Source organism: Chromobacterium sp. IIBBL 290-4 (genome assembly GCF_024207115.1).
GTDB lineage: Bacteria > Pseudomonadota > Gammaproteobacteria > Burkholderiales > Chromobacteriaceae > Chromobacterium.
In genome coordinates, this window is the sequence record NZ_CP100128.1 from 760,758 (window position 1) to 773,914 (window position 13,157).

Annotated in this window: 8 protein-coding genes and 1 pseudogene; 4 read left to right on the plus strand and 5 right to left on the minus strand. The window is 59.2% G+C overall.

The genetic code is table 11. The features are described from left to right. The first annotated feature begins 666 nt into the window (after positions 1-666). The 4 genes from NKT35_RS03475 to NKT35_RS03490 all read left to right on the plus strand — a co-directional run bounded on the left by NKT35_RS03475 (position 667) and on the right by NKT35_RS03490 (position 6,039). Positions 667-1,068 (plus strand): hypothetical protein, encoded by a 402-nt coding sequence (locus NKT35_RS03475; protein WP_254298881.1) that lies wholly within the window; start codon positions 667-669, stop codon positions 1,066-1,068. Positions 1,069-1,347: 279 nt separating this feature from the next. Continuing rightward, entirely contained in the window at positions 1,348-2,721 is a 1,374-nt protein-coding gene (locus NKT35_RS03480) for a hypothetical protein (RefSeq protein ID WP_254298882.1), read from the plus strand. 13 nt (positions 2,722-2,734) lie between these two features. After that, entirely contained in the window at positions 2,735-4,882 is a 2,148-nt protein-coding gene (locus tag NKT35_RS03485; protein WP_254298891.1) for a LodA/GoxA family CTQ-dependent oxidase, read from the plus strand. Beyond that, positions 4,879-6,039 carry an NAD(P)/FAD-dependent oxidoreductase gene (locus NKT35_RS03490; protein ID WP_371926435.1) on the plus strand — a complete coding sequence of 387 codons (1,161 nt, stop codon included), beginning with the start codon at positions 4,879-4,881 and terminating at the stop codon, positions 6,037-6,039. Before NKT35_RS03485 ends, NKT35_RS03490 begins: the two co-directional genes overlap by 4 nt. Positions 6,040-6,234: 195 nt before the next feature. Here the strand turns inward: NKT35_RS03490 and NKT35_RS03495 are convergent. The 5 genes and pseudogenes from NKT35_RS03495 to NKT35_RS03515 form a co-directional block, all read right to left on the minus strand. After that, positions 6,235-7,199: pseudogene (locus tag NKT35_RS03495) on the minus strand (IS5 family transposase). Between the two features lie 302 nt (positions 7,200-7,501). Beyond that, positions 7,502-9,109 carry a GMC oxidoreductase gene (locus NKT35_RS03500; protein ID WP_254298893.1) on the minus strand — a complete coding sequence of 536 codons (1,608 nt, stop codon included), beginning with the start codon at positions 9,107-9,109 and terminating at the stop codon, positions 7,502-7,504. An 11-nt stretch (positions 9,110-9,120) separates the two neighbouring features. Continuing rightward, positions 9,121-9,993, minus strand: coding sequence for a hypothetical protein (locus NKT35_RS03505; RefSeq protein ID WP_254298895.1), 873 nt, complete (start codon positions 9,991-9,993; stop codon positions 9,121-9,123). Between the two features lie 27 nt (positions 9,994-10,020). After that, the gene (locus NKT35_RS03510) at positions 10,021-11,268 is read right to left on the minus strand and encodes a ferritin-like domain-containing protein (RefSeq protein WP_254298897.1); all 1,248 of its coding nucleotides are present in this window, start codon (positions 11,266-11,268) and stop codon (positions 10,021-10,023) included. Then, positions 11,265-13,112, minus strand: a complete 1,848-nt coding sequence (locus tag NKT35_RS03515; RefSeq protein ID WP_254298900.1) for a GMC family oxidoreductase — start codon at positions 13,110-13,112, stop codon at positions 11,265-11,267. Before NKT35_RS03515 ends, NKT35_RS03510 begins: the two co-directional genes overlap by 4 nt. Positions 13,113-13,157: the final 45 nt, after the last annotated feature.

Sequence of the window (13,157 nt, forward strand, 5' to 3'; positions counted from 1 at the left end):
ACAGGCTCAGGCTAAGCACAGCACACCCGCAACGCCTCGGGACCAGAAATGCAAGCAGCGCTACACAAGCGCCAATTGGCATGAGCACGACCGCGCTTACCTCACGCGGATCGCGCGGGTCTGGCTAGGGGCTGTTGACGTTTGCTGAGCGGTCGTGCCGAGATGCATTTTGCGCCGAATCGAGGCGTTTCGCGCGCCGCAGCAGCCATGCAGTTTTGTCTGAGCATCAAATACGCGTGCAAGCAGCCGTTGCGACAGCGCTTGGGCACAGTGCAAAGCCTGCGGTATCTAGGAAGAAGGACAGCGAGCCGCGCGGGATCCGGACTTGCTCGTAGGCTTACCCGTTGAAAGGCAGTAGCTTTCGGAGCAGCTTTTGCCATTGCGCAATCTTACCAAACTGCGGTGCAGGCTGATTTGTGCAAGAAAGCGGTGCGCCATCAAAAGATGGGGATGCCGACGGGCAGTACACAAATTATTCCGGGGAAAAATTCCAGGCCATGTAGTTCTCAATTAGCTCATGCATATAGCCACCATCCATTCACAGACAAATAATATTCCCTACAACAAACATTTTCTTCCTTTACGCAAAAACTTCACCTTGCCGACCCACTATGCTACCCATGACATGTGATTGGAAATTAATTCAACCCAACAGGAGAAGCACTTATGTCGCAAATAAACATTACCAACACCACCGGAGTCTCTTTATCCATAACGGTGGTAATAACCCCCAAGAATGGGAACCCCCAACAGATTTTCAACAACACCCTTATAAACCCAGGCAGCACTTTAGTTGAAAACTACACAGCAGGCTTATCTCAGGATTTTGATAAAATAAAATTTAATGCATTTTTTTCGGGCAAGTATTATTCATTAGAACTGAATAAAGACCATTACTTCGGCGACAACGAAGGCATATACCCTGGCAGCGACACTGCCGTCAATTTTATACTTACTGGCTTTTTTAGCAACTTCAATAAAATCCGACTGGCCAATTCATATAAAAAGCTCGCAATTTCAAACGACCCATTTATTTCTTCCGACGATTGGAAGGTTCTATCCTCATAACAATAAAGCCAGCAAAGTTCAGCACAGCCCCGACCCAAGCTCTAACTCAAGGGAAGGGGCTGGTGCTCAACTGTGAAACAAGCGGAAAATTTCAAGGGCATTTTCCAAACCAAGAACTTAACCAAACCCGTTCAAGCTATTTATCACTGACATCAATTCAATCGAAACATCAATGGTTTTCTCATCGTGGCGACTGACAGGCTGCCGCAATAATAGTCTAGGCATTCATGGAGACATCAAATGATGAACCGTTCTTCGCTCACCAAAGCGTGGTTGGGCTTGGCGCTTGGCGGCACCGTTCTGTTAAGCGGTGTGATTGGCGCCGAGCAGGCTTATTCTCCCGTGCAGAAAGCGGCGGCATCCACCGGAAAAAACGCGAGCGCCTGTCTGCCGCAACAGGCGTGGTTTCCCCACGCGCAAACGCAAGAGCCGGACTCCGCTCAGTTTGCCGCCGACCCTGGCAATTGCGCTTTCCATCAATGGTCCTGGCAAATGTTCTTGTGGCTGACTCAGCCAGTGCCGGATACCGCCCACCAAGGCCAGAGCCTGCCTCGTTTCCTGACCTTTCCCAATCCCAGCATCCTGCGGCATGAGTCAACCGCAGATAGTTTCCTGCCCGCTCTGAATTTGAAAGATGACCGGCCGCTCGATGAGTACTTGCAGGCTGGACCGGATGGCATGCTGATCGACCAGAATGGCCGCTTGGTTTATTACTCGATGTATCTGAACGATGTCTTTGCTCAATTCGTCAAGGAGCAGGGCCTGAACAACGCGGAAAGCATACGCAATTTCAGTCCGGACAAAAATTATCCAGTCGGAACGCTGACTTTGAAAGCGGCGTGGAAAGTGCTGTCTAGCGAGGAACAGAAGCTTAATCAGGCATCCGGCAAGTTTTACACACGCACGGCGCTGGTACATCCGCTGAAGAAGCGAGGGCGGGGGTTTGCGATAGATCGCAGCCGTAGCGAAGCCGTGGTGTTGGCCTTGGTGGGCCTGCATGTCGTAGGTGTCACCCAGCATCACGAAGAAATGATTTGGGCTTCTTTCGAGCATGTCGACAACGCACCGGATGTCGACGCGGGCGCGATACCAAGCCCCCAAACCCCCGTTTCCGACCGGGACTGGACTTTTTACAAAAAGAACACGCCGCTAACGGAATGCAATCTGAATCTGGCGTCCAGCGGCAAGTTAAAGCTGGATGAGGCAAGCCAGACCTTTAGCCCGGTCACCCAAGCATGCCGGATGTATCCCTATGGCAGCGGCCCGGACAAGCAAGCTGTCAATGCCGCCAATATCAAAACACTGAATGCCGCGGCGAGCGAGAAGCTAGAGGCGCCTTGGAACCACTATTTCGAAGTCGGCGCCATCTGGTTTGATACTCAGAATGGCAAGTCGCTGCAAGCGAACTGTGACTTTCAGCCCGGCGCCAACCAATGCGACGTATTGCTAGCCGGCTCCACGCGGCTGTCCAACGCCGCGATCGAAACTTTCACCCAGTCCCAGAGCAGCTTGAACAACTGCTTTGCCTGCCACCAGACCATGCCGCGTTATGGCAGCCCGGGACAACAAAGCTTGCCGGGCAAGAACATCAACATCAGCCACATCATGAACAATCTGTATTTCGACCTGCAATCGTCGAAGAAGCCGAACTAAGGAGGAAGACTCGATGAGCGATTACATTCTGCGGGTGCACCCCGCCATCAATATCGCCCGCATTGGGAGCAGCGATGAGTTCTACATCGCGCCGGAAACGCCGGCCGGCGAAAGCCTGCCGGACAGCGATTTACTGGGCGGCTTGCCTATCAAGGCAGGGACAGAAAATACGCCTATCGACGAAAGCGATTTCCGCGACGCGAAAGGGCTGGTCAAACGGCAGGCGGCTCGTTTCCGCATCTTCGCCTATCCGGCCGACAGCCAGAGCCTGAACCAGTACCCGATGGGGCCACAGATCAAGCCGATAGAGGTGGTGCTGGGCGCCCGGCTAGGAAACCGGGTGGTCAAAGATATCGTTTGGACCGTGCATGTGGCCAACAAAAAGCTCAACAACTTCGCGATCGGCGATGATGGCCTGGACGGGTATCTGGACCCCGCCACGGTGCCCTTGCGCAACGGTTATTATCCCAACCTTCCGCCCAACTTCCCCGTGCTGCCCACGACCAATGGTTCGCCGTATTGGCGTGAAATCATGAACAACATCAAACGCTGTGCCGATCTGGTGATCGATCCTGGCCCGCGCAGCATTAGCGCACTTCAAAATCAAGGCAAGGCAAAAGCTTTTTCCAAACATGAGCGAGCCTGCTTTGCCGATAGCCAAGGCGGCATCCAGTATCTGGATTACCCGCAAAGCTTCCCCCAGGACGCTCACCCCTATCTGGAGCAACCGTTGGGGGCCATCGACTCCTTGGGCGAGCTAAGGGTCGATGCGCAAGGTCGGCTGCTGGTGACCGGGGGCTTTGGCCACACGGCGGGAGTGAAGCTGTCGGCGACCGGTATGCCCCCTCCCCTGAAATACTCCACGGAAAACGGCTTGTGGTTCGATGATGCCTCGGACGGCCCGGTCAACGCGATAGTGATCTTTGAGGATGGCAGCCAAGAGGCGCATGGCGCATGGGTGGTAACCGGCGATCCCGGCTACGCGCCGCAAATCCGCAATGTGGTTTCGGCCTGGGATGATATTTTCGACATGTGGGTCAGGGAGTTGGATCTGATGCCGTGCCTCTACCGGGACCAGGCATACGACCATGCCGAATATCAACCCAGCTTCCGTCATCAGGTGCAGCCGATTTTCCAAGCCGCGATGTTGCAGCGCTGGGGCACCAATCTGCCGAATCATGTGGTGAATGCCCATGACAGCATCGGCGCCATCCAACCGACGACAGATCCCCGCGCGATCATCCCGGATCTGGAAAAACTGATACGCAATCCGGAAGGCACTGCTCAAGAGCTGCAAACCGGGCGGCCACTGATGCCCCTGTCCCTGGGCGATGCCCGCAAGAGCTTCCTGACCGTGACGCGCACCCAATATTTCTTTTTGCAGCGCTGGCACCAGCAGCAATGCTCGACCGAGGAGACAATGTCCTTGGGCGAAGGAGAGAAATTGGATTATGCCGCGCTGGCCAACTGTCTTGGCGGCCGCTACAGCCCAGGGATAGAAGTCTCCTTTCCCGTGAGGGATCCCAATCTCTACATCCGGAACTGGCGAGAGCGCGGGTGCGGGCCATTCCGCATCAATCAGGCCCGGATAAATTACGCCAATATTGATAGCAGCCAACCCGTTCTGCGCTGCGGCTATGTGCCTCTGCAAAAAGTACCGGTAGATAAAGGCACGGTAGAACCGGGCGATGTTTCCAAATTCATGTCGGTGCCTTGGCATACCGATTACAACTCCTGCGCCGTGCATCTGCCGAATCCCAATCCCATCAATGTGGATGGCAACGGCACGCCCTATCCCAATAACGTGCTGTTCTGGTCCTGGCCTGCGCAGCGCCCGGTGCAGGTTTTTCCCAAGTCCAGCTGCGACTACGATCCGGAAACCGGCACCTGGATCTTGGGCAACCAAGTTTTTTCCATCCGCGGGGCGGGAACCGAAACCGAATATCCCGCGACGGCTGGCCGTTTCCAGAGCTATGCCGACTATATGCAGCAATGGAACAAGACAGGCTTTGTCATCCAGGGCCTGCAAATCCCCGCAGCCGAAAAAGCAAACTATGGCCCTCGCCTGTTTCTGGAGGTGTCCAGTCAGATGGATCCGGAGGCGGGCCCCCCGGTACAGCCCTTCCCTACGGCTTCCGTTCCGCCGGAGGAAAAGGCTTGACGACGCGTGGTCAGAACCGGCAGGCAGGCGCAGCCGAGCAAACCGAATCTATCCGTGTCGCTATTATCGGTGCCGGAGCGGCAGGATGCGCCGCCGCTCTCGGCTTATTGGCTTGCGGGGTGGACGAGGTACTGATGCTGGACAGCGCCTCGTCCGGCGAGGCGGACCGCATAGGCGAGTGCCTTCCCCCATCGTGCGTGCCGATTTTGCAAAGCCTGAGGCTATGGGATGACTTTCTGTCCCAGGGGCACTTGCCCAGCGTTGGCAGCGCGGCGTGCTGGGGGAGAAACGGCTGGGGCTTTAATGATTTTCTCATGGATCCGCACCGTTGCGGCTGGCATTTGGATCGGCGGATTTTCGACGCAAGCATGTTGGCGGCGGCACAACAGCGCGGCGCCCGCCTAGAGCAAGGCTGCCGTTTGCGCGGCTTGACGAGACGTGGGAAAGGCGGCTGGCTGCTTGACTTGGAACAGGCGGGGCAGCCGCTGCGGCGGCAAGCGGACTTTGTGCTGGATGCCAGCGGCGTGGCGGCTGTCGCGGCCAGGCAGCTTGGCGTGATGCGCAACGAAATCGACTGCCTGAATGTGTCTTATGCCTACTTGAATTGCGTCGATGCCATGGCCTTTCCCGCACGCTCCTGGCTGGAAGCGGTGGAGAATGGCTGGTGGTACGCGGCCGGCGTGCCAGGGGACAGAATAGTTGTGGCCTATGCCACGGATCGCAAGCGGGGCAAGCCGCAAGGCGCCGCGGCCTGGATGGCAGCATTGCAAAATACCCGTCACTTATGGCCGGTGATACGGGACGCACACCCCATCCCAATGCCTGGTACCGTGAGGATCACGGCCGCGCCCAGCGCCATTCTGAGCAATGTGGCAGGCCAGGACTGGTTGGCCGTGGGAGATGCGGCCTGCAGCTATGATCCACTGACGGCGCATGGGATTTTAAAGGCCTTGCATGATGGAGAGGCTGCCGGGCGCGCGGTGGCCAAGGCCTTGGCGGGAAATCCGCAAGCCTTGCAGAATTACCAAACTGGCGTCTTCGCCCGTTTTTCCAACTACTTGCGCTTGCGAAACCGTTTGTACTGTGATGAGGGGCGTTGGCGGCATATGGGCTTCTGGGCTCGGCCCTTAACTCAAGTGGCGAGGAGAGCTGGCTGAGGGCTGGATTCAGGAGACCATAGCAAAAAAGGGGATGATCAACGAGTAAGCTGACCCCAACTTGTGCAAAATTGCACGACTTGAGCCCAACACTGGGCGCGACAGTTGCAGTCACTGGGCCATAACAATCAGCGGATCCATGACTCTGTTGCACAAACCCAGAACAGGGCGACGCTCCCCTTTCTCCAGACAGATTTACGCCACAGCCATCGTACAAGGACGGCCCAGCATGCTGAAGTGGTTCAAGATGGCAGCACGCATTTGCAGCTCTTCCACTTGACCCTCGAAGCGCCGGGCCGTCACCCTTTCCCCCAACTGTTTGAAGCAATGCATCTTGGTTTCCACCAAGCGGCGGCGATGGTAGCCGCTCCAGCGTTTCCAGATCGTCCTTCCTAGCGGTTGGGTGGCACGGAGTATCTCGTTTCGCGCCAGCACGCCCAGCGAACTTCCTTTCCATGATCTCGCATCCTTGCGTGTCGGGATGTCCCCCGATGCACCTCGCGCGGCAATCGCCTCGTGGCACGCCTTGGTATCGAAAACCCCGTTCCGGCTCACGCAGGCTATCGGCTGATCAGCCGCCGGGATTTGCGTCAATAGCGAAGGCAACATTTACGCATCGCCCTGGCGGTTGTCGGTCACCTAGATGGCGTGGATCTGCAGGGTTTCTGCATAAATGTCCAGATGCACTTTGCGCCATTGCCGGCGATATTCCGCGCCATGCTTCTTGGTTATCGCTGAACGAATCTAAATATTCGCACGCAGCCCACTCGCCTTCGCCCAACATCTTGATGCCTCTGTTATCCACCAGCAGATGCAGCGTGCAAGAACATTTCTGGTAGGGAATTTTGACTGTAGCGTCTGCTGCCGCCTGGACAACGTGCTGTATTCCAGGATGCGCCAGTCCAGATCCGCCAGCTTGAGCACACTTTGGATAAAACCGATGGACTGCCGCAATGCCAGTCCAAACAGTTCTTGATGGTCAGACAGAACTGAATGGCGGCATCGCTATAGGTCTGCGTCCGTCCGCGCTTGCCCCGAGGAGCCGCCCACCATTACATGTTCGTGTCCAACCAGACGGACAGAGAGCCGCTTTGGATCAGGGCTTGGTTGTAGGCATTACAGTTGGTCGTTCGGTAGCGTTTTGGAGCGGGCTTGGTCATGCCGCCATCTTACCAAGCTGCTGCGGGGAAGGATTTGTGCAACAAAGCCAATCGTACCCAATCACTATGTTCGCAACCTGAGCCAGGCTTTGCCTGGTCCTGTAGCATCGGGCCCAATCACTTGGTCAGCAACCTGAGGAGGTACTCTCCCGTTTTTCCTGCGCAGAACGGTAGGGCCGCATCGCTGCAGGCAGATGCACGCCCGCCGAGCAGGGCCTTCTCGTTCCCGCAGGAGGGGCAGCCACAAGCGTCCGGCAGGCAAGAAAAAGCCCATGCGGGCGGTTTGCGTTAGTGCGTCTCGATTAGCGCCCTTGCTGTGCCAGGTCCCGGGCCAGTGCAAAAGTCATGGCGATGCCGGTAAAAGTCGGGTTCCACGAACCGGGGGACGGGAACAACATGCTGCCGGTGCCGTATAGATTGGCCACGCCATGCATCTTGCCTCGGATGTCGGTGACTGAATGCGTCGGATTGTCGCCCATCCAAAGCGTACCGGCCTCGTGGAACACCATCCGCGAGCAGATGTGCTCTGGCGGCTCGGCATGCCAGCTGATGTCCAAAGGCTTGTCCGGCGGCGCATGCATATACTCCACCTTGGCGCCGGCGGCTAGCACGCACACGATGTCGAACACCGAACGGTCCATGATCTCCCAGGCCTTATTGTCCGCCTCGCGCGCCTTGATCGTGATGATGGTCTGTTCGCCGCTGCGACTGACGTGGTTCCAGCTCTCGGCGCTGCGCTCGCCCAACACCTCGCCCAGCGCCTGCACCAGCACGTAGATGTAGCCGGTCTGCTGGTACATCGCCAGCGATTGCGACGAAGAGGCGTCGGGCAAAATGCGGTACAGCAGATCGTTGTCCTGTTGCGGGTCCGGGTTGTACACCACCGAGATATGGTTGTGGAAGAAGCGCTGGCTGTCGATCTGGCTCAACTGGTAGTAGCCGCATACTTGCAGTTGATCGGCGATGCTGGGGAATTGCTCGACCGGAACCCGGAAAGTCAGCGCCGAGCGATTGTGCACGCACAGGTTCTTGCCCAGCAGCGGGTGGTCCGGAAAGGCGGTGAGCGCCAGCGAGGCCGCTTCTATGCTGTTGTTGGCCAATATGACTTGCGCCTTGGCCACGGACAGCGTGGTCCGTTGCTCGCCCCCGGTGGCCTTCAGCTCCAGCTCGGCGATGCGTCCGCCAGCGGCCCGCATCGCCGTCACGGTGCTAAGCGGCACGACCTTGAGCCGATCCGGATAGCGCTGCGCCAGGCCGACCAGATGGCCGACCGGCGCATATTTGGCGAATTGTCCCGGCGCGATGTCGGCGCCGGTCGCCATGGCGCTCTCTAGGTCTGCCGGGGTGGTGAGCGGCACCGCGCAGGCAATACTGTCGTTGCCGGCGAACAGCCGGTTCTTGGCCACCGCGTCCAGGGTGGCGTTGTCGTTGCCGGCGCAGGCCAGGCTGAAGCGCCGGCCCAGCATTTCGTTGGCCGGATACCATTCGCGGTTCAGCCGCGTCACCGCCGCCCGCGGCCAGTCCGGAAATTCAAACGGACGCGGCTGCGGCACCCAGGCGTTCCAGAACAGCGCGCGGCCGCCCAGATACGGCTGCTGCGGCGCCAAATAGAAATCGCCCTCGCAAATCCACGGCGTCGCCGCCGCGCCATAAACCGCGTCTACGTAAGAGGGCGGCAGGTTCTGCGAATGGTCGGGGAAAAACACCGTGCCTTGTTCCAGAACCAGCACGCGGGCGGTTTGGCTCAGGCTGAGCATGCGCTGGGCAAAGGCGGTGCCATACGCGCCACCGCCTATCACCACATAGTCGTAGTGCTGGTTCAGATCCTGCCAACTGCCAAGGAAGTATTCGGCCAGATTGGTGTAGACCTTGCGATTGCTGGGGGCGGGCGTTTTATCGTTGCAGCTCATCGCGCGGCCCCTCAGAGGAACACGGCCCGGCTTTGGACCGCCGCCGGCGCTGAAATAAAGGTTTGCACCGCGCGCACTTGCGCGCCGGCCAGCAGTTCCCGCATCGCGGCCTGCATCGGGTGGCAACTGTCGCCGTAGCTGAGCTTGACCCGTCCGGCGTCCTTGTCGTTCAGGAAATAAGTCTTGAACGGCTGCAGGATGTTCCAGCGGCAGGCGATGGGCTGCTGGTCGTGGATGCCGTATTCAGTGATCGACGAGATATTGCCGGGAATGGGATTGAGGCCGTTCAGATCGGCAATGCAAGTGAAGATGTCATTCTTGGGCGAGTCAGGATCGTTGACTTTGAACCCCCAGGTCTCCACCCACTCCGGTTGGTAATGCGCGCAGCTGGCGTCACGTACCGGATTGAACGAGGGCAGGTTGACGCCGAAAGTGGTCTTGAACTTGGGTTCGCCAAAGAGAACTTCGCCGGCCTGGATCGCCTGATCGTTATCGCAAGGCACGTACACCCGGTGGTTGCCCATCAGCTTGCTTTGCTCATCGCCCATCACCCATTCGGCAAAACTGACGCGCGGCAGATAAGCGGCTTGCGCCCGCGGGTAGGCGACAATATTCAGCTCCACTTCCTGCGTGACGCCTATGCAGCCGGTAGACCATTGCGCCGGCGGCTGGTCCACGCCGCCGGAAAACTGGCCGGCATAAGCCTGGAAGTTGAAAGCCACGCAGGCCTTGCCATCGAACAGCGCCGGCTCCAATACCGTATCCGCCAGGAAGGGGCGGACTTGATGCGGTTCGGTCAGGTAATGCACCACGCAATTATTGAGCGAGGCATAGTAAAACGGCATGGTGAGCGGCGCCGGAACGGACGGTAGCGGTTTTTCCATGGTGTCTTCTCCTGCAGGGCTAGGGGTTTAGTCGGCTTGCTGAGCCAGCGTGGTCGATGGGCTTGCAACGGCGGCGCCAGGCGCCGCGTATTCGAATGTAGGCGCCGCATGCCAGCCTTCCGTCGAGCCGGGCAGCGGGTTGTTGACCAGGCGCAGGATCAGCTCCTTGAGCGAGAACATGCAGCCGATGCCGGTTTGAAGCAGCGCCGGCTCGCCGTTATAGGCGCGGTTGAGCTGGCGCAGGAAATCGCAATACGCCGTGTTGAAGGCCAGGGCATGGGCGTGAATTTCCGGCGCGGCGCGGTAGTCGGCCAGCTTGCTATTGGGCTTGATCTTGATCGCCGCCTCCCAGTCCACCTCGAATGGCTTGCCCGTCGGCCCGCTTTGCACCGTGTCGCCGCGCTGATATAGCCGGCCCTGCAGCAGCTCGTTGAAGCGGAAATAGTGCGCCACTTCCGGGAAACTCTTGAACTGTTCGCGGTTGCCGGTCCAGATGGTATCGGACACCCCTTCGCCCTGGTGGCGAATGGTCTGCAGCGCGAGCAGGGCGGAGACGGTATCGGTGATGGGGAAAGTGGCGCCGGCGCCGTCGTAATAAAAGCCTTCCCTGACCTGGCGGCGGGTATCTCCGATGAACACCACCGCCTCGCCGTGTCTTTCCACCATGGCGCGCAGCCGCGCCTCCAGGATCAGATAGAACTCGCCTATGGTCAGCTCTCCCGGTGCCGGCCGGGCTTGGAACAGCATGCTCGCGCGGATGTCGCGCGGCCGTTCAATCGCGCAGCCTTGTTCCACCGCCGCGCGCGAGAAGCCAAGCAGATTGACTTTGATGCCATCGACGTCGAAGGGCAGCGCCGACGGGTAATCGGGCATGAAATCGGCGGCGGCGGTATCCGGGCTGCCGCCCAGCGCATTGATCAGGTTGGCCACCAGGGTCATGTGCAGCATTTCCTCCACCACCACCGAGCGCAACACTTCCTGGGCATGCCAACTGCTCTTATTCGACAAGGTATATAGCGCGGTCAGGTAGGGCGGAATGGTGGCATGCTCCAGCTTCAGCGCCTGTTGCAGATCGTGCAGCAGCAAGGCCCGTTCCGCCTCCAGGTCCTGCCAGTCCATGGTTTGGACCAGGGCGGCGAAGTCCTGTTCCAGCCCGGGAATGGCTTGGTCAAGCCCCGGTTGCGGCAGCCCGCTGGGCAGGTGGGCTTTGCCGCGCGGATCCGCCTGGTTGGCGCGGTATTGGCCCAGCAGTTCGAGTTGTTGGATCAGATTCATGCGCTGACTCCCGTGGCGATCGCCTGCGTATTGCCCAAGGCCTGGTGAATGCGTTCCGCCGCCAGGATGCTAAGCGCGGCGCCGGTCAAGGTGGGGTTGGAAGTGCCACTGGTGGTCATGCTGCCACAGCCCACCAGATACAGATTGTTGTGATCCCAGGAACACAGATTGGCATCGACCACCGAGGTGTTGCGGTCGCTGCCCATGCGGTGCCCGCCCATGTAATGGCCGGCGCCCTGGTAGTTGAACGGCTGGCCGGCGTAGCTGAAATTCGGCTGGTCCGGGAAGAAGGTGGTGTGGTCGGCAATGCCGCAGCGCTGGAAAATGGCGTTGGAAACCTCGCGCGCCTTGGCGAAACCGGCGCGGCTGTAATCGCCTACGTCGTAGTGGATGACCGGCCGGAAATTGCCCAGTGGATCGCGATATTGCGGATCGATGACGACGCGGTTGCCGGCCTCCGGCAATTGCTCCACCAGGATGCCGAAGCGGACCTGGCGGGTGACCCGCTCAATCAGCGAGCGCTGCAATTGCTTGCCCCACAGATTCTGGCCCACGAATTCCTGCACGTCGTAGCCGGGCGAACCGGTTGGCCAGCCCCAGCCCTCGTTGCCGATCTCGATCCGGAACGAGGCGTGGCGGCTGCGGAAATCGCCCCAGCGCAGACCCTCGATGCCCGAAGTGGCGATCGGGCCGCGAAACGGCCATACCTGCTGTTGGGTCAGGCCCCAGGTCAGCAATTCCGGATGGTCCATGATGCCCACGCCCACCAGGCCGCTGCTGTTGCCCACCCCGGAGGCCAGCATCAGCTTGGCGTTTTCCACCGGCGCGGCGCAAAGCGCCACGATATCGCCACGGGCGATATAGACCTTGTGCGCCGGATCATTCGGCCGGTCGTAGCTTTTGACCTCCACCCCGCTGATACGACCATTGTCCGGATCAAGCAGCAGCCGGCTGGCCACACACTGCGTCACCATGGTGACATAATCGTGCTTGCTCGCCACCAGGGTTTTCATGGCGTTGTATTTGGCCTGCACCGGACAGATCGGCACACAGCTGGTATTGCCCATGCAGCGGTGGCCGATGGCGCGCGAACCGACCGCGCCCACCGGCTGGTAGCCCTTGCCGCCGTTATAACGCGGATTGGGAATGCCGTTGCGTGCCGCCGGCGTGCCAATCACATCGAGCGGGTGGCGCTGGCCGTCCAGCTCATAAAACTGGCCGCGCAGCGGCTCGGCGAAAGCCTGATCGACCAAGCTGGGCGGCAGCCCATGCATGGGGTAAACGTAGCCGGGCGGAAACTGCTGGCCGTGGTAAGACTGATCCTCCACGTCGGCGGAAACCCCAAGCTCCCATTCCGCCTGTTCGTAATAGCGAGAGAACGACTCGTAGGCCAGCGGCCAATCCTGCGCCTGACCGTACAAGGATTGCATGCGGAAATCCTCGGGCAGCATGCGCAAGGAAGTGCCCAGCCAATGCAAGGTGGTGCCGCCGGCATAGCGGGTATAAGTGCTGCGATAGGGCAGCGGCCCGCGTTGAATGAAATAGCCCGGCGCCGGCTCCTGGCCGGGCGGCGTGAGGCCTATGGTCAATTCGTCTGGCTGCGGCGCGTCCGGGTTTTCCGGATAAGGCGATTGCGGCACCTTGGCGCTGGCACGGTAATAATTTTCCAGGAACTGGCTGTAATTGTCGTAACTCAGGCCGGCGCCGTTGCCGGCTTCCAACAGCAGTACGCGCCGCTTGTTTTCAGCCAGGCGGCGAGCCAGGATGGCGCCCATGATGCCGGCGCCGACAATCACCACATCGTAATGGCGCGACAACGCCGCTTCGGCTTTTTCGATTTTCATGGCGGTAAACCTCATCAACAGCCAGGCTAGCGCTGGCAAGGGAAG

Excerpts from the sequence above, each read along its gene's own strand:
- NKT35_RS03475 (WP_254298881.1), top strand. The coding sequence starts at position 667 with ATGTCGCAAATAAACATTACCAACACCACCGGAGTCTCTTTATCCATA.
- NKT35_RS03485 (WP_254298891.1), top strand. The coding sequence starts at position 2,735 with ATGAGCGATTACATTCTGCGGGTGCACCCCGCCATCAATATCGCCCGC.
- NKT35_RS03500 (WP_254298893.1), bottom strand. The coding sequence starts at position 9,109 with ATGAGCTGCAACGATAAAACGCCCGCCCCCAGCAATCGCAAGGTCTAC.
- NKT35_RS03505 (WP_254298895.1), bottom strand. The coding sequence starts at position 9,993 with ATGGAAAAACCGCTACCGTCCGTTCCGGCGCCGCTCACCATGCCGTTT.
- NKT35_RS03510 (WP_254298897.1), bottom strand. The coding sequence starts at position 11,268 with ATGAATCTGATCCAACAACTCGAACTGCTGGGCCAATACCGCGCCAAC.
- NKT35_RS03515 (WP_254298900.1), bottom strand. The coding sequence starts at position 13,112 with ATGAAAATCGAAAAAGCCGAAGCGGCGTTGTCGCGCCATTACGATGTG.